Annotated in this window: 15 protein-coding genes; 7 read left to right on the top strand and 8 right to left on the bottom strand. The window is 62.0% G+C overall.

What is annotated here, in order from left to right; genetic code table 11:
• Positions 1-4: 4 nt before the first annotated feature.
• Together speB and AC5SSZ_RS09075 are read left to right on the top strand one after the other, a co-directional pair.
• Positions 5-952, top strand: a complete 948-nt coding sequence (gene speB, locus AC5SSZ_RS09080) for an agmatinase (protein ID WP_274828932.1) — start codon at positions 5-7, stop codon at positions 950-952.
• 67 nt (positions 953-1,019) lie between these two features.
• Positions 1,020-1,457, top strand: coding sequence for a DUF1499 domain-containing protein (locus AC5SSZ_RS09075; RefSeq protein WP_065273270.1), 438 nt, complete (start codon positions 1,020-1,022; stop codon positions 1,455-1,457).
• A 150-nt stretch (positions 1,458-1,607) separates the two neighbouring features.
• On the opposite strand, the gene AC5SSZ_RS09070 is transcribed toward AC5SSZ_RS09075, so the two are convergent.
• The gene (locus AC5SSZ_RS09070) at positions 1,608-1,910 is read right to left on the bottom strand and encodes a hypothetical protein (RefSeq protein WP_274828497.1); all 303 of its coding nucleotides are present in this window, start codon (positions 1,908-1,910) and stop codon (positions 1,608-1,610) included.
• Between the two features lie 87 nt (positions 1,911-1,997).
• On the opposite strand from AC5SSZ_RS09070, the gene prfA reads away from it, so the two are divergent.
• The 3 genes from prfA (at position 1,998) to AC5SSZ_RS09055 (ending at position 4,811) form a co-directional block, all read left to right on the top strand.
• Positions 1,998-3,053 (top strand): peptide chain release factor 1, encoded by a 1,056-nt coding sequence (prfA, locus tag AC5SSZ_RS09065; protein WP_065273272.1) that lies wholly within the window; start codon positions 1,998-2,000, stop codon positions 3,051-3,053.
• The gene (gene prmC, locus AC5SSZ_RS09060) at positions 3,016-3,903 is read left to right on the top strand and encodes a peptide chain release factor N(5)-glutamine methyltransferase (RefSeq protein ID WP_495437964.1); all 888 of its coding nucleotides are present in this window, start codon (positions 3,016-3,018) and stop codon (positions 3,901-3,903) included. Before prfA ends, prmC begins: the two co-directional genes overlap by 38 nt.
• Positions 3,904-4,124: 221 nt before the next feature.
• Complete coding sequence (locus tag AC5SSZ_RS09055) at positions 4,125-4,811, top strand: DUF4167 domain-containing protein (RefSeq protein ID WP_274828494.1); 687 nt, start codon at positions 4,125-4,127, stop codon at positions 4,809-4,811.
• Positions 4,812-4,988: 177 nt separating this feature from the next.
• Here AC5SSZ_RS09055 and rsmA read toward each other — a convergent pair whose 3' ends face one another.
• From rsmA to lptF, 6 genes are all read right to left on the bottom strand, one after another.
• Positions 4,989-5,834 carry a 16S rRNA (adenine(1518)-N(6)/adenine(1519)-N(6))-dimethyltransferase RsmA gene (gene rsmA / locus AC5SSZ_RS09050; protein ID WP_495437962.1) on the bottom strand — a complete coding sequence of 282 codons (846 nt, stop codon included), beginning with the start codon at positions 5,832-5,834 and terminating at the stop codon, positions 4,989-4,991.
• Positions 5,835-5,905: 71 nt separating this feature from the next.
• Complete coding sequence (pdxA, locus tag AC5SSZ_RS09045; protein WP_495437960.1) at positions 5,906-6,883, bottom strand: 4-hydroxythreonine-4-phosphate dehydrogenase PdxA; 978 nt, start codon at positions 6,881-6,883, stop codon at positions 5,906-5,908.
• The gene (locus AC5SSZ_RS09040; protein WP_495437958.1) at positions 6,880-8,148 is read right to left on the bottom strand and encodes a peptidylprolyl isomerase; all 1,269 of its coding nucleotides are present in this window, start codon (positions 8,146-8,148) and stop codon (positions 6,880-6,882) included. The genes pdxA and AC5SSZ_RS09040 overlap by 4 nt, the downstream gene beginning before the upstream one ends.
• Positions 8,133-10,295, bottom strand: a complete 2,163-nt coding sequence (locus AC5SSZ_RS09035) for an LPS-assembly protein LptD (RefSeq protein ID WP_495437956.1) — start codon at positions 10,293-10,295, stop codon at positions 8,133-8,135. The genes AC5SSZ_RS09040 and AC5SSZ_RS09035 overlap by 16 nt, the downstream gene beginning before the upstream one ends.
• Position 10,296: 1 nt before the next feature.
• The gene (gene lptG / locus AC5SSZ_RS09030) at positions 10,297-11,430 is read right to left on the bottom strand and encodes an LPS export ABC transporter permease LptG (RefSeq protein WP_065273279.1); all 1,134 of its coding nucleotides are present in this window, start codon (positions 11,428-11,430) and stop codon (positions 10,297-10,299) included.
• On the bottom strand, positions 11,427-12,566 hold the full coding sequence (gene lptF, locus AC5SSZ_RS09025) for an LPS export ABC transporter permease LptF (protein ID WP_274832019.1): 1,140 nt from the start codon (positions 12,564-12,566) through the stop codon (positions 11,427-11,429). Before lptF ends, lptG begins: the two co-directional genes overlap by 4 nt.
• Positions 12,567-12,761: 195 nt before the next feature.
• On the opposite strand from lptF, the gene AC5SSZ_RS09020 reads away from it, so the two are divergent.
• Together AC5SSZ_RS09020 and AC5SSZ_RS09015 are read left to right on the top strand one after the other, a co-directional pair.
• The gene (locus AC5SSZ_RS09020) at positions 12,762-14,237 is read left to right on the top strand and encodes a leucyl aminopeptidase (protein WP_274833738.1); all 1,476 of its coding nucleotides are present in this window, start codon (positions 12,762-12,764) and stop codon (positions 14,235-14,237) included.
• Positions 14,238-14,244: 7 nt separating this feature from the next.
• Positions 14,245-14,703, top strand: coding sequence for a DNA polymerase III subunit chi (locus AC5SSZ_RS09015; RefSeq protein ID WP_065273281.1), 459 nt, complete (start codon positions 14,245-14,247; stop codon positions 14,701-14,703).
• A 25-nt stretch (positions 14,704-14,728) separates the two neighbouring features.
• Here AC5SSZ_RS09015 and AC5SSZ_RS09010 read toward each other — a convergent pair whose 3' ends face one another.
• Complete coding sequence (locus AC5SSZ_RS09010) at positions 14,729-16,813, bottom strand: putative bifunctional diguanylate cyclase/phosphodiesterase (protein WP_495437952.1); 2,085 nt, start codon at positions 16,811-16,813, stop codon at positions 14,729-14,731.
• Positions 16,814-16,925: the final 112 nt, after the last annotated feature.

Below are 16,925 nucleotides of genomic sequence, written 5' to 3'. Positions count from 1 at the left end.
GAGAATGGCAGAGTTCAATCAACCCATCAGTGGCAACGATCTGGCGCGGTTCTCCGGGCCCAATACCTTTATGCGGCTGCCGCAAGCGACCTCGCTGACCGGGCTGGACGTGGCGGTGCTGGGCATTCCGATGGACATCGGCACCTCCTGGCGCTCGGGCACCCGGTTTGGCCCGAAACAAATCCGCTCCGAAAGCGCGATGCTGCGGCCCTATAACATGGCCACCGGCGCGGCGCCCTTTGACAGCCTGAACATCGCCGATATCGGCGATCTGGCGATCAATACCTTTTCGCTGAAGGATTCGCTGCGCATCATCCAGGACAGCTATGCGGCGATCCTGTCGGGCTCGGCCATTCCGGTGGCCATGGGCGGTGATCATTCCATCACCCTGCCGATTCTGCGCGCCATCGCCGCGAAATATGGCCCCGTGGCGCTGGTTCATGTGGATGCCCACGCCGACGTCAACGACGAGATGTTCGGCGAAAAGGAAACCCATGGCACCGTCTTCCGCCGCGCCTATGAAGAAGGGCTGGTCGTTCCCGACAAGACCTATCAGATCGGCATTCGCGGCACCGGCTATTCGGCACAGGATTTTGCCGAGGCGCAGTCCTGGGGCTTCCAGCATTTCCCGGCGCAGGAGCTGTGGGGGCGGCAGCTGCACAATATGGGTGCGGAAATTCGTCGCGATATCGGCAATAGGCCGGTCTATGTGACCTATGATATCGATAGTCTTGACCCGGCTTATGCGCCGGGCACCGGCACGCCTGAAATCGGCGGGCTGACGACACCGCAGGCGCTGGAGCTGATCCGGTCCCTGAAGGGGCTCAATATCGTGGGCTGCGATCTGGTCGAGGTGTCGCCGCCCTATGATGCATCGGGCAACACGGCGCTGACGGCGGCGAACCTGCTGTACGAATTGATGTGCGTGCTGCCGGGTGTGAAGACGAAATAGGCAACCTCAGCCGCGGCGCAGGGCACCGCGGTCTGCGGTGACAGCAGACGGGGCGGGGGGAGACCAGATGGGACGTGTTATGCTGCTTGGGTGGATCGTTCTTGCTGCTGTCGTTGTGGTGCTTGGCTTCATCCGGCTGGCGCCCTCTGATCCCTTGGACTGGAACACCCAGCCGGAACTGTCCGAGGACAAGGAATTTCGCGGTGGTATCTTCCGGGTGGTGAACACAGGCCCGGACGGGCTGCGCCGGTTCGACCGTATCGCCGGGCAGGCGCCGCGCACGCAATTGCTCGCTGGCTCGGTCGAGGACCAGATGGTGACCTATGTGACCCGGACCAAGCTGTTCGGATTTCCCGATTACACCACGGCCCGGCAGGATGGGGAGTTGCTGAAGGTCTACGCTCGGCTGCGCTTTGGCCGCTCCGATTTGGGCAGCAACAAGGCGCGGATCGACAACTGGTTGTCGCAGATGGAGATGGCGGGCGACACTGCTGCGGTGGACTAGGAAACCCGCAGCTTTTTCAACCGGCAGCGATGCTCAACAAGTAGGGGGAGGCGCTCCCGCCCGTCGCAGGCGCATTGTGGAATGCGCCGCTCCCGTTGGGCCGGGCGCCGCACCAAGGTGCGGCGTGCGCGCGGTTTCGCGGTCTTGCGCCTAAAGCCTCGGCAGCGGGTGGTCTGTTTCGGTTTGCGGCAACTGCGCTCCGTTCAGCGCGGCCGAAGGGCAGGCCGACTGGACCTCGCGCCACATCGGCACGTTCAGGGACATCTGGCATTGCGCCATGAAACTGCGCCCATCCACCGAGAGGCAGCGAAACTCGCCAAGCTCGACCCGGCTGCCGGATTTGTCGGTGCAATAGCAATCAAGCACCTTGCCGCCCGGACCGGTGACATCCGCCTGCAGGGGCAGGGCGGTGCCGATCAGCGCTGTTGCGATAAGGAGACTGGTATAATGCATGCCCCTAGCATATCACAGGGCGCGGCCCGCGCCAAAGCGCCCCGGCGGCCCATGGCCCGTATGACAAGAACAAAATAGGCGTTCCCGATGGTACCCGAAGATCGGCTGGAGCAGATCCTGCAACGGTTTCAATACCTTGAAGCGGCGATGGCAGATGGTGCCAGCGGCGGCGATATTGCGACCCTGGCCAAGGAATATTCCGATCTGAAGCCGGTGGTTGAGCAGGTGCAGGCCTATCGCAAACTGGTGGCGGATCTGGCCGAGGCCGAAGCCATGCTGGCCGATCCCGATATGAAGGAACTGGCCGAAGAGGAAATCCCGGCGCTGAAGGCGGCGCTGCCCGAAGCGGAACATCAGCTGCAGCTGTCGCTGCTGCCCAAGGACAAGGCTGACGCGCGGCCCGCGATCCTGGAAATCCGTCCCGGCACCGGCGGCGACGAGGCGGCGCTTTTTGCGGGGGATCTGCTCCGCATGTATCAGCGCTATGCCGAGGCGCGCGGCTGGAAGTTCGAGATCCTGGAAGAACAGGCCACCGAACTGGGGGGCATCAAGGAAGTCGTGGCCCACATAAAGGGCGAGAATGTCTTTGCCCGGCTGAAGTATGAATCCGGTGTGCACCGGGTGCAGCGGGTTCCCGTCACCGAATCCGGAGGCCGTATTCACACTTCAGCGGCAACCGTCGCGGTCCTGCCCGAAGCCGAGGACGTCGACATCAAAATTGATGCGAACGATCTGCGTATCGACACCATGCGGTCCTCTGGCGCGGGGGGGCAGCACGTCAACACCACGGATTCTGCGGTGCGGATCACCCACTTGCCGACCGGCACGGTTGTCACCAGCTCGGAAAAATCTCAGCACCGCAACCGCGAGATTGCCATGCAGGTGCTGCGCACGCGGCTTTATGATCTGGAGCGTCAGCGCATCGACAGCGAGCGTTCGGAAAGCCGCGCCAGCCAGGTCGGCTCGGGCGATCGCTCGGAGCGGATCAGGACCTATAATTTCCCGCAGGGGCGGATGTCGGATCACCGGATCAACCTGACGCTCTATAAGCTGGATCAGATCATGCAGGGCGATCTGGATGAGATCATCGACGCGCTGACGGCCGATGATCAGGCGCGTCTTCTGGCCGAACTGGGGCAGTGACGTGACGCATTCGGGAAATACCGCAGCGCAGGCCATGGCTGCCGCAGCATCGCGGCTGCGGGCGGCCGGGGTGCCTGATCCTGCACGCGATGCACGGGTTCTTTTGGCGCATGCCGCGCGAATCGAAGCGAGTCGTGTTACACTGATAGCTCCGGAAGAGCTGTCTTCTGAGATCGCCGACCGGTTCGAGCAACTTGTGGCCCTGCGCGCCGTGCGCGTTCCTGTGTCGCATCTAATCGGCGAGCGGGAGTTCTACGGTCGCCGTTTCAAGGTCTCGGGCGAGGTTCTGGACCCGCGCCCGGAAACCGAAACCCTGATCGAAGCCGCGCTGTCGCGTCCGTTCAAGCGGGTGCTGGATCTGGGCACCGGGTCGGGCTGCATTCTGGTGACGTTGCTGGCAGAACAGCCGGATGCCTCTGGGCTTGGCGTCGATCTCAGCGAGGCCGCCTGCCTGCAGGCCAGCGCCAATGCGGTGCTGCACCGGGTGGCGGAGCGCGCCGATATCCGCCAGTCGGATTGGTTGCAAAACGTGAGCGGGACATTCGATCTGATCGTTTCCAACCCGCCCTATATCGCCCGGTCTGAAATGGAGGCGTTGGACCCCGAGGTTCTGGACCATGAACCGCAGATGGCCTTGACCGATGGCGGCGATGGTCTGGGCGCCTATCGCAGTATTCTGGCCGGTGTCATGCAGCATCTTGTGCCGGGGGGGCGGCTGCTGGTCGAAATCGGCCCAAGTCAGGGCGCGGATGTCGCGGATCTGTTCCGCGCGGCAGGGCTGGAGGCGGTTCAGGTTCTTCCCGATCTTGATGGACGGGACCGGGTTGTTTGCGGGAATGCGCCTGCCTAGGCCGGATCGAATGGGAAAATTCGCACTTTAGAAAGAAAAAAGGTCGAAAAAGAAGCTGTGCCTCTTGTATGGGGGCGCTTAAAGTGGTTACTCAAACTGTCGCACAAAGGTGAGGGCGTTTTTCCTCCCGGCGACATCAAGCCCAAAAATGTCGATGACCCGGCGCTGAGGCGCGCTCGATTGGGTCTACGACGCTTACAATCAAGGCTGACGTTAGGCATATGAGATCGTCAAAATCACGTTCGCGTTCCAAGTCGAACCGAAATCGCCCTGCAAATGGCGCCAATGTTGTCAATCGTGTCTTTGACAGCTCTGGTCCCGAGGGCAAGGTGCGCGGAACTCCGCAGCAGATCATAGACAAGTACAACCAGCTGGCTCGCGATGCGCAGCTGAGCAATGACCGCGTTGCGGCTGAAAACTTTCAGCAGCATGCCGAGCATTACCTGCGCCTTCTGAACGAAGCGCAGCGGGAAATCGACGCGCGCCGTGAAGAGCAGGAGCGGCAGAACCGAGAACGCCAGGCCGAACGTGATCGCGAACGCGCCGAGCGGATGGAACGTCAGGAACGCGAAGCGGCTCAGGCCAAACCCGCAGCCGATCCCGCCGATGCGCCGCAGCCCGAAGTGATCGACCCGCGCGAAGCTGGCGGTCAGGATCAGGACAGCGGTCTGGTTGAGACACCGGAAAGCGCGAGTTCCGAGGCTGCGCCGAAGAAATCTGCGCCGCGCAAACCCCGCGCGCCGCGCAAGCCCGCCGCCAAGAAGGCGCCCGAAGGGGCACAAGGCGAGGTCGCAGAACCGGCCGCAGCGGAAGGCAAAGAGGATGAGGCCAAGAAACCGGCCAAGAAGCCCACGCGCAGCCGCTCCAAGCCCAAACCGTCAGAAGACACTCCGGAAGCCGCTGAGTAAGGGCTGCAATGGGATTGGGGCAGATGTGTCCCGTTCCTGCGTCCACCCTGTGGTTCAGGTCTTTTGCGAACGAAATAGAGAACCCCGGTCGCCGATGGCGGGCCGGGGTTTTTCTTTTGCTCTGGGCTACAGGTTTGGAGCACCGTCAAATGAGGGCGTTGCGGCAGGGGCGGCGTCTTACGTGACTGGCTTCAGGCTGCGGGCCAGCGCGCAGAAGGCTTCCAGGCTCACTTGCTCGGCGCGTTCTGTTGGGGGGATGCCCGCAGCCTCCAGGTGCGCTTCGATATCCGGGGACACCCCTTTAAGGCTTGCACGCAGCATTTTTCGACGCTGGTTGAAGGCCGCAGCCACAACACGCGACAGGGTCGCCGCATCCGCCGGGTAGCGCGGTTCGGGTAGCGCCTCCAGATGTACCACGGCGCTGCTCACCTTCGGCGGCGGGGTAAAGGCGCCCGGCGGCAGCGACAGTACGATCTGCGCCTTGGCGCGCCATTGCGCCAGAATGGCAAGTCGTCCATAGGCCTTGGAGCCGGGCTGCGCCACGATGCGTTCGGCCACCTCGCGTTGGAACATCAACGTCAGGCTTTGCCAGAACGGCGGCCAGTCTTTTGGCGTAAGCCAGCGCACCAGCAATTCGGTACCGACGTTGTAGGGCAGGTTGGCTACCACCCGCACCGGCGGCGTCAGGTATTGCAGCGGGTCAATCTCAAGCGCGTCGCCATTGATCACCTGCAAACGGTCCGGATAGGCGTCTGCGATCTCCTCCAGCACCGGCAGGCAGCGGCTGTCCTTTTCCACTGCCAGCACCCGGCGCGCGCCCTCGGCCAGCAGGCCACGGGTCAGGCCACCGGGACCGGGCCCGATCTCAAGCACATCACAACCAGTAAGGTCGCCGGCCTGACGGGCGATCTTTGCTGTCAGGTTGAGATCCAGCAGAAAGTTCTGGCCCAGCGATTTTCGCGCGGACAGTTGATGCGTCGCGATGACCTCGCGCAGGGGGGGGAGGGTGTCGATCTGGCTCATGCCCTTCCTATGCGGCGAAATACCGGGTCAAGGCAAGGGGCAGCAGGCGCAAAGGCTGGCGTGGGATAGGCTCAGCCAGAGGTCGCCAAGGCCATGCGCTGCGCCATTTTCAACGCTTCGATCATGCTCGACGGGTTCGCCTGACCGGTCCCTGCGATATCAAAGGCGGTGCCATGATCCGGGGAGGTGCGGATGAAGGGCAAGCCAAGGGTGACGTTGACGCCGCGGTCGAAATCCAGCGTCTTGATCGGGATCAGCGCCTGATCGTGATACATGCAGACCGCCGCATCATAGCGGGCGCGGGCTGCAGCATGAAACATCGTATCGGCCGGATGCGGCCCGGTCAGTGTAATGTCCGGCGATTGCAGCTCGGCGATCAGCGGAGCGATCCACTCCAGCTCCTCGCGGCCCATGGCGCCGCCTTCACCGGCATGCGGGTTGAGCCCGGCAACAGCGATGCGCGGCTTGGAAATGCCGAACTGACGCCGCAGGCCCTCGGCGGTGATGGCGATGGTTTCGCGCAGCAGATCCGGCGTCAGGGCGCGGGGGACCTCAGAGAGGGCAATATGGATGGTTGTCGGCACCACCCTCAGCTGGTCGCTCGCCAGCATCATCACCACCCTGTCGCGCCCAGCCAAATGGGCCAGGAATTCGGTGTGGCCGGGATAGGCAAAGCTCGCGCCGTCGATCAGCGCCTTCTTGTGAATGGGGGCGGTGCAGATGGCCGAGGCCTCGCCTGTGCGCACCAGCGATACGGCGGTTCCTATTGCGGCGATCACACCGGATGCATTGCGTGGGTCCGGTGTTCCGGTATTGGCGTCCCCGGCAAAGGGCACCTTCAGTACCGGCAGCGCCTGCGGGCAGATCGCTGCGGCATCCTGCGGCTGCGCAACCTCCTGATAAGGCGTGCCTGCAGGAAGGTGGCGCGGATCGCCGAGCCACAGCATGGGACAGCTGGTCCGCAGCTCAGCCCAGGCCTTGGCCGCGATTTCAGGGCCGATACCGGCCGGTTCGCCGCAGCTGATCGCGACGGGGCGCGTATGGGTCATTTTTCTTTGATCTGGGCGTCGGCGCGCAGCTGTTCCAGATAACTTTCGGACAGGGAATCAACCCGCTGCGCGGTCAGGGCATTGGCGACGGTTTCGCGGCTTTCACCTTCGCCGAGTTCGGCGGTGCGTCCGCACAAGCGCAGCAGAACCAATGTATTTCCGTTGTTGCGCGTCACTGCGGTCGAGGTTTCGCCGGGATCGAGTTTCGCGAGCTCGATCGCGATGTCGCGGTCAATCTCTGCCGGGGGCAGGCTGACACGATCCAGAACCGAAGGATCCTGACCCTTTGCCACCCCATAAAGATCGTCGCAGGTATCTGTCTGGGAGATGATGCTTTGCGCCTCGGTCAATGTCTCGGCACTGCGCCCTCCGGGCAGGTAATAGGCGGCGTAATCGATCGCGGCATAGCGTTGCGCACGTCCTGTGACCTCGCGCAGATCGCGCATCTGGAACAGGGCAACCGCGCCTTGCAGCGGCAGCGGGTCGGTCACCTCGCCGGGGCTGAGGGCCAGCACGACCTCTTGCAGCTGCGGCGGTAGCTTGGTGATCGGCATCCAGTTCAACTGACCGCCCCGTTCGCGGCTTTGGGCAGCGGAATACTGGCTGGCGGCGGCGGAAAAGGAATCATAGCTGCGCAATTGCGAGACCTGACGCGCCAGATCCTCGACCTGTGCGGCGTTTTGTTCGTTGATCGGCAGGATCAGCTCGGAAAGAAGAACCTGAACGCTGCCGGAGCCAGCCTGACCCATGGCGCGGTCGATCTCTGCCTCGGTCGGGCGGGCGCGTGACAGGAAGCGGGCACCGACCAGATCACGCCAGCCCAGCCCGACGCGGGAGAAATCGCGCACGGTTTCCGGATCGACGCCGCTTTCCTGCAGCGCCGACAGGAATTCGTTCAGCGACAGGTTGGCGCGCCCAGCCAGTTCAGTCATGCCTGCGGTGATCTCATCTTCGCTGGGCTCAATACCAGCCTCAGCCATGGCCGCCAGTTTCAGGCGGTCATTGATCAGCTCCTTGCGGGCCGCCTTCATCAGGTCGCCCGGAACCCGCAGCACCCCCATGAAACGGGCGCGCTGTTCGAGTTCGTAATATGTAATGACTGAGTCATCGACCGTGATGGCAGGCGAGAACAACCCCTGCGCGGCGCCAGGCACCGGCGTCAGAAGAACGGCGCAGAGCGTCAGGGCCGTGGCCGACTTGGCCGCAAACCGCAGGCCGCGATGGATCAGGGAGGCCGGAGTCCGGAGGGTCAGGTATTGCTGCATGATCGCCTGTACTTTTTGTTGCCGCTGTTCACGGAGAACCCGTTCAACGCGATGGTAAACCCAAAATCGGTCGAAGGCTCAACACTTGTTGTAGATGTATAACGCCGGTTGAGCGAAACGTCGACGGTGACGCATTCATTGCTGTAGGCAAGGCCGATACCTGCCCGCGTGGCCTGTGCATCAGAGATGTCATAGCGCAGGTTGGCGCTGGCGCGCCAGGCCGGTGAAATCTCGTAGGAGCCATCGAACCACATTTCCGAGGTCTCTTCGCTGCGCCCTTCGGCCGGGTCGGTGCCAAGCCAGAGGTAGGTGCCCGACAACGACCCCTTTTCGTGGCGCCAATCGCCGCGGAATTCCGCCTTGGAAAAGTTCAGCGACCCGTTCAGTAGGCCGCGCGTGGTTAGCGAAAGATCCTGGCTCAGCTTCAGCTGCCCTGCCATCAGGATATCTGAGGTGGTGCCGCCGAGGCCCGAGCTCTTGGTGAAGCGGGTGTCGGCATCCTGCCGGAAGATTTGTCCGACGGTGGCAAAGGCCTGCCATCCATTGACCGCGTAATGCGCCCAGTTGACCCCGTAGACTAGGGTCAGCCCGTCTTCGCGCGCATCGACAGCGGGGAAGCGCGACAGGGCCAGAAGATTGCCCTGATCGAATTCGACAAAGCCGCTTTCGTCGCCGGGCACCGCATCGCCGGTGACATCGCTCCAGCCCAGCTGGACGATGGGCTCCAGATAGCTGCGGTTGCCGGTGGCGCTGATCTTGCTCATCGGCAGGCGCAGGGTCAGGGCGCTGCGCGGCGTCAGCCGGGTTGCGGTGTTGTCAAACTTGGCGTCGTTGTAGATCGAAAACGCATCTGTCGCAGCGCCGGCCTGCCACTCGGCCACCAGGCCACTCGCGAAATGCCATTGACGGCGCCAGTCGATATCGGCGGTCACACGGGCAATGTCCCGGCCCAGCGGCAAGGCGCCGGTACTGGTCTGATCCGACTGTCGACGGTGGCCATGGGCCTCCAGCGTCAGGCGCATTTCGCCACCGATAGTCTGCGGGAAATAGCGGCGCTGGAAGGTGAGATCGGCGACGGCCGAGGGGATGAACTCCTGCTGTTCGCTGTCGCGCAGCGTCTTGTAGTGATAAAGACCGGCCCTGAACATCATGTCGCGTTGCGCCTTGGTCAGCGTCAGATCCGAGCGAAGCCGGTCAAGATCGTCGAGGCCGTAGTCGGCAAGATAGGCGTCGTCCGAGACGGTTTTTACATCGAACCCCAGGCGGACATCATGGGGCAGATCGAAACTGCCGGTCCCGAAGAAATAGCCGCGACTGTCGCCGGGTTGCAGATCATCCCGAGTATGGGCGCCCTCGAATGTAATGGTGCCGGTACGGAAAGCCTGCCTGTAGCGTGCCTCCAGCGTGCGGGTCTTGCGCGAGACATAGGGCGACAGCGTCAGGTCCCGGTGATCACCAAGCCGGAAGAAATACGGCACTTTGACCCCGGAGCCGAGGTTCGAGGTTGTGCGCAAAGAGGGGATCAGGAAACCGGTGGCTCGCTTCAGCGTCGGATCGGGCAGGCGGATTCCTGGGAAATAGAACACCGGCACATCCAGAACCCGCAGCTGGGCGTTCTCGAAGTAAAGTTGGCGTTCGAGCTGGTCATGGGTCACGCGTTCAGCCCGGATCTGCCAGAGCGGCGGGCTTCCGTCCTCGCAGACGTGACACGAAGTGACGGCGGTCTTGTACAGCTGCGTATAACGCCCGCTGACTCGCGTCATTTGCAGCGAGGCCAGTTGCAATTGCTGTTGGAACACCATGCGCGCACTGCTCAGAAGACCATTCCGCAGGTCCCGGTCCATTTCGGCAGCATTGGCAAGAATGACGATCTCGCCGCCCTGATCAATCCGGATCGGCCCGTCGATTTCTAGAGTGCCGCTGCTTTGGTCATAGGTGATCTTTTGTGCCTTGAGGCGGACGTCACCCTGAAAGGCCTCGACATGGCCGCTGGCAACCAGCGTCCGGTCCGGGGCGATGAATACCCGGTCTGCAACCAGCATTGCAGGCTGTCGCGGCGCGTCAGCGGCATTGGCGTCCTGCGCTTGCACGGGGACGGTCAGGCCCAGCCACGGCAGCAGCACGGAAAGCAAAAGGGTGCGGCGCATATTAACCGTCCTCGGCATGCAAAAGCAGGCCCATAGTCAGCAGAATCGCGGCGACCGGTGGAGCCCAAGCGGCCAAGGCCACCGGGATCTGGCCGTTCTCGCCAAGAACCTGCGCAAAGTTTCGTATGAAATGAAGGCCAAAGCCCAGCAAGACGGCAGTGAGTACCGCCAGGCCTGTGCCGCCAAAGCGGGCATGGCGCATGGTAAAGGCCGCACCGACCAGCACCATGGCCACCAGGAACAGCGGCCGGGCCAGTTCGGCCTGATACCAAACCTCGTAGCGTTTGGTGGAGAACCCGGCTTCATCCAGATCGCGTATGGTGGCGGGTAGGTCATAAACCGAGATCCCGTCAGCGGTGCCAAGCGTGTCGCGGATCCGGTCGGTGGTCAGGGTGGTCGGCACCAGTAAAACTTCGTGCTCAGCCGAGCTGGTTTCGGGGTTCAATCCAGCGGCCAATGGCCAGACCTTGGCCTTGGTCAGCAGCCAGTCGCCGCCTTGCAGCCGGGCGCTTTCGGCGACGATCTGACGGATTGGTGTGCCGCCGGGGGCGTAGTCGAGAATGGTGATGTCGAACAGTTTGATACTGTCGGCATCGCCGTTTCCCAGGCTGGAGTCTTGCTGCTCGCCCGCGTAGCCCGACGCGTGAATCACCGATTGCCCCTGCGGGCTACCCTGACGTAGCCATAGCCCCTCGCCGGACAGCGACAGCGCCGAGGGGCCGCCGTTGCGATAGGTTTCCGAAAGGGTTTTGAAACGGTTGGTCGTCGCCGCGACGATGGGGTTCAGGGTGCTGAGGGCTAGAATGCCGATCAGCGCGGCTACCAGAACCGGCGCGGCCAGCGCCCGAATGCCAGAGCGACCGATGGCTCTGGTCACCACCAGTTCACTGCTGCGCGCGAGCCCAACGAACAGCACTATGGTGCTGAGGATCATGATAAGCGGCAGGAATTCGTCAAAGGCGGCGGGGGCGTTCAACAGTGTCAGACCGATCAACTTACCGGCGCCGAGGTCGAGGCTGTCAAACCGGCGGATCTGCTCGTTGAGGTCGATCAGCACCACCAACGTCATTAGGACGCCAGCGATAACGAGGAACCACTGCGCAAATCTGCGTGCATAATAGAGATCGAGTTTCACGCCAGCTGCTCCCCCGGTTCAGCCCGCCGCCGCCTGCGCAGCAGGCTAGGGTGGCTGGCCAGATGCAGAAACAGCAGCGCAATGGCAAGGCCGCTCAGCGCGGGGAGATAAATCAGGGGCCAAAGATCGGGGTTCTTCAGAACGGGTTCCGAGACGATACCGCGCAGGCCCTCGACCCCGATCAGCAGCGCAAAGGCTATCAGCGCCTGCCGCCAGACGCCAAAGCGCGAAAATGTTCCCAACATCAGCGCGGAAAACCCAATCAGGGCGACCGTGACGCAGATCAGCGCCCGGGCAAACCGCAGATGCAGTTCTTCCGTGAGGGCACCCTGCGAATAGCCTTCGCTGTCGGTTATCGCCTCTTTTGCGGTCAGAAGCTCAAGACTGGAAATGGCGCGGATATTGCGGGTCGTTTGACCAATCTTTTGAGTCAGAGAGCTGATATCATAGGAAAAGTCAGAAAAGACGGTGGTCGACATCGTCTGGGTCTTGTGATCCAGCCGCTGCGCCATGCCATCTACCATGATGAGGTGGGCCTTGTCGCCATCGCGCACCAGAAAGGCGCGGGCGCCTGTGTAGGTGACCGATTGCTCCGGATCGCGCCGGTCCGAAAGGAACACGTCGTTGAGAGTGCCGTCAGGGTCGATTTGCCGGATGTAGAAGGTGACCCCCTTGGCTGGGTGCAGGAATTTGCCTTCGGTCAGCAGGCGGGCTGTGACATTGCGTGACACCTCCCGTTCGCGCAGCGCAAGCTGGTTGATCGAGGACGGCAACAGGAAATGCGTCAGCACTGACATCATCAGCGCGGTAATGATGCCAAAAGCCAGCGCCGGGCGGGCCATTTGCCAAGGGCTGGTTCCCGTCGCGCGCAGCACCGTCAGCTCGCTTTCATTGTGCAGCCGGTTGGTCACCCAGACCGAGGCGGCAAAGGCGGCGACTGGCAGCACCATGCGGATCAGATTCGGCAGCGTCAGGGCGGTGAATTCCAGGAAGACCAGCGCCGACTGCCCGTCTCCGATCAGCCGGTCGAACAGCACCACGGCCCGGTTCACCCAGAACACAGCTACAAGGATGAGCGCAAAGAAGCCGAAGAACAGCAGGTATTGCGACAGCACATATCTGTCGTAGCGTGACACCTGATCCCCCCAGATCTTGCGGTTGTGATTGCGCCGCAGCTTAAAGGATTTGTCCGGCGGGGAAAACTGCAATCTGCACAGCCGACAGGCAATGATCAAAGCCGGGCGCGGCGTGCAATCCGCAGGGCTGGTCAAGCCGTCAAGCACAGGGTAGCTGTTGCAAAACCATGTAAAAGACCGACAGGAGCCCATGCGATGAGCACTCTGACCCCGATCCGTTTTGATGACTATGATCCCAAGACCCTGGCCGAAATGACTGGCCATGTCGCGGTTCTGGTGACGCCGGAGGGGACAATGGATCAGGCGGCGCGTACCGCCAACCGTCTGGGCAAGGGGGGCATTGCCCGGCTGATCGAATCGGAAGGGTTCAAGAAGGCAAAAACCGGCTCGGTGATCACCATGGCCTGGCCTGCTGGCCTCGCCGCTGAGGCTCTGCATGTACTGGTGCTGCCCAAACGCGCCAGCCAGACCGAGGCCCGAAAGGCCGGCGCTGAACTGGCAAAACGCGCAGGCGGCAAGGCGCTAACCGTGATGGCGGGGCCGATGCCTCGGGCGGCAGATCTGGCGCTGGGGCTGGCGCTGCGGGCCTATGGGTTTGATCAGCACAAGACCGCTGCCGATGAGGCACCGAAGGGGGAAGTGGTGATCGCGCATAAATCACCGGAGGAGATGGCGACGGCTTTCGCTCCGCTCTTGGCGGTGGCTGAAGGCGTGCATATGACCCGCGATCTGATCAACGAGCCGGCGAACGTGCTGACCACCACTGAGTTCGCGCGCCGGATCGAAGAGCTTTCCGATATCGGTCTTGAGGTCGAGATCCTCGACGAGGCAGCGCTTGCAGAGCTGGGCATGCATTGCCTCCTGTCGGTGGGGCAGGGATCGGACAGCCCGTCCAAAGTCGCCGTCATGCAATGGAAGGGCGGCCCGAGCGATGCCGCGCCGCTGGCGCTGGTGGGCAAGGGCGTTGTGTTTGACACTGGTGGTATCTCGCTGAAACCGGCTGCAGGCATGGAAGACATGACCATGGATATGGGCGGCGCCGGAGTTGTGACCGGTACCATGAAGGCGCTGGCCCTGCGCAAGGCAAAGGCCAATGTGGTGGGGCTGGTTGGTCTGGTCGAGAATATGCCATCGGGTAACGCCACCCGGCCCGGCGATGTGGTGAAGACGATGAAGGGCGATACGGTTGAGGTCATCAATACCGATGCCGAAGGTCGTCTGGTTCTGTGCGACGTGCTCTGGTACGCGCAGGAGCGGTTCAAACCGGCGGGCGTGATCGATCTGGCCACCCTGACGGGTGCGATCATCATCGGTCTTGGCCACGAAAACGCTGGCGTCTTCTCCAATGATGACAGTCTGTGCAACGGTTTCCTGAAATCCGCCGCAGCCGAGGATGAAGGCGCATGGCGTCTGCCTCTGGGACAAGCCTATGATGATCAGCTGAAATCGCGCATTGCCGATATGAAAAACGTCGGCGGCCGTCCTGCAGGTTCGATCACCGCCGCTCAGTTCCTGCAACGGTTCATTCAGGACGGCATGCCGTGGATCCATCTGGATATCGCGGGCGTCGCCTCGGTTAAGACCGAAACCGCCTATGCACCCAAAGGGGCGACGGGCTGGGGCGTCATGGCGCTGAACCGTCTGGTGCAGGATCGGTTCGAGGCCGAATGACACAGCCATGGGGGCCGCCTATTTCTATCATCTGACGCGCAGGCCACTGCAGGATACGCTGCCGGTGCTGCTGGATAAGGCGCGCGGCGCAGGCTGGCGTATTGCTGTGCGGGGCCAAAGCCCGGATCGCATGGCCTGGCTGGATGAACGCCTGTGGCTGGGGGGCGATGACGCCTTCCTGCCGCACGGGCTGGCGGGCGGTCCGCATGATGCGTTGCAGCCTATCCTGCTGACCACCGAAGCCGAGGCGGCAAACACGCCCAGCTGCGTCATGGCGGTGGATGGGGCAGCGGTTTCACCAGAAGAGGTGCAGGCGCTGGAGCGCGTCTGTATCCTGTTTGATGGTACCGACCCCGAGGCGGTGCAGCATGCCCGCGTGCAGTGGAAAACCCTGACCGATGCAGGCTGTTCGGCGCAATACTGGTCCGAAGAAAGCGGGCGCTGGGAAAAGAAGGCTGAGAAGTGATACTTTCCCGCCGGGGCGACAGGATCTAGGAAGCACGGGACTGTTTGTCCTTGGTCCAGAGCAGGAAGTCGGAGTGCACTGTCACTTCGGCAAAATGGGGCTTGGGTTTGCCAAAGAGGTAGCCCTGCAGATAGGTGACGCCGATGGCGTGCAGCAGGCGGGCCTGTTCAACGGTTTCCACCCCTTCGGCCACGGTATGCACACCGAACCGTTCAGCAATCATGACGCTGCCTTCGATGATGGCGCAGCGTTGATCGTCGATCTGCTGAACAAAGGATTTGTCGATCTTAAGCGCCGAAATCGGCATTTCGTGCAAGCGTGACAGCGAGGAATAGCCGGTGCCGAAATCGTCGATGTGAACTTCGATGCCCTTGGCGTGCAGTGCATTTAGAACCGCGATGATCTGGTTTTGATTCCGGGCGTCAAAAATCGTTTCTGTCACCTCAAGGATCAGCGACCGGGCGGACAGGCCGTATTTTTCAAGGTAACCCAGAATGAAGTCTGCGAACCCGGGCACAACCAGCTGCCGCAGCGAGATATTGAGCGCCAGCTTCACATGTGAATCGCGTCCAAGTTCTTCGGTGTAGGTCGAGAGTGCCGTATCCAGCACATATTCGCCGATGCGGACGATCTCGCCGATGTCTTCGGCGATGGGAATAAACTCTTCCGGGCTGACACGGCCAAGGATCGGATTGTCCCAGCGCAGCAGAACCTCGTAGGAATGCAACGAGAAATCATCCGCATGCACGAGCGGTTGAAAGGCCAGGTGCATTTCATTGGCAGGCACCGCGTGTTTCAGGCGCTGGGCAATGATCAGGTGGCGCTCTTTTTCTTCAACCAGCTCTTTGGAGAACAGCAGCGTGTTGCCGCGTCCGGTCCGCTTGATCTCTCCGGCGGCCAGATCCGCAGATCTGATCGCCTCGCTGACTGCGACCGGACGGGGGCGCGAGACGGCGAGACCGGCGCTGAACCCCACGGTGACCTCCTGGCTGGAGAAGATGATGGGCTTTTCGATAATGGCGCGCAGTTGTTCGGTGAATTCATAGCCGATGTCGATGCAGCGCTCTTCAGGCACGGCAACCAATCCTACGAATTCGTCGCCGCCCCAACGGCAGAAGGCCGCGTGTTCCGGCGCGGCGTCAGCAAGACGTTCGCCGATTTCTGCAAGGGCGCAGTCCCCGGTGGCATGGCCCATGCCGTCGTTGATCTGCTTGAACCGGTCCAGATCGATGAAGATCACCACAAAGGCATATCCGTCAGGGATATTGGGTTGCTGATCCTCCACCCATTGAATGATGCCACGGCGATTATACAGCTGGGTCAAGCTGTCATGTTCCGCCAGCCGTTTCAGGTCTCGGGTGCGTTTCTTGACCCGGTCTTCCAGCGTTGCATTGAGTTCGGTCAGGGCTTCCTGCTGGACGCGCAGGTCCTGCACCAGTTCGTGATTGCGCAGTTGCAGGCGGATCGAATGGCGTAGGATATTGTAGTTGCGTTGGTGTGTGACCAACATGACGGCCATGAAGACGGCAACCAAAGTGGCGAGAGCGAATTCCGGCACAGGCTGCAGGCACAGTTCTGCAATGATCAGCGTCAGCAGGGTGGCGATATAGATACGGCCCGTGTTTGCCATCGGCGCGAGCACCCCGGTTGCCCCGGAGGCCATGGCAGAGACCACGATGACGGTGAAATACTTCAGGTCCTGATTGCCGCTTTGCAAGGCAGCATGCAGCAGGCCTCCCCAGATCAGACTGCCAAGAAATGTGCCGAGGAAATAACGCCGACTGGCACTGACTGCCAGAGATGAGCCAGGATCGGTTTCCTGCGACAGGTGCTTTTCGTCCCGCGCTGCCAGGATCGTGCGGCCAATGGAAAGCGTCAGAAGACAGGCGGTCAGAGCATCGACCAAGGTGCTGCCTTGCCCCGTGTACTGGAACTGGGCGTAGACGCCCAGGACGCAGGCGACGTTCACGAAGAGATTGGACAGATGGTTACGATAGGCGTGCTTAAGGAGGCTCAGCCCGATCCGCTGTTCCTGCGCTTGACAGTCCCTTTCGGTTCCGGCGGCTCCACCGTCTCCTTCTGGGCTATGTTGCGGAAACTGTTCCGTCACCTCGTCCAACCTTCGCACTGCGCCTTGGCAGACCCTGCCTTGCGCCGGACAATTCCGGACCTGTTACGTCCTGAACCGCCTTCTGTGACCAGCCCGCGTCAATACCGCTTGG

The sequence above is a fragment of the Phaeobacter sp. CC-HEC084 genome (genome assembly GCF_059429255.1).
Note: the sequence above shows the minus strand (reverse complement) of the source record. Positions and strands in the feature narration are given on the sequence as shown.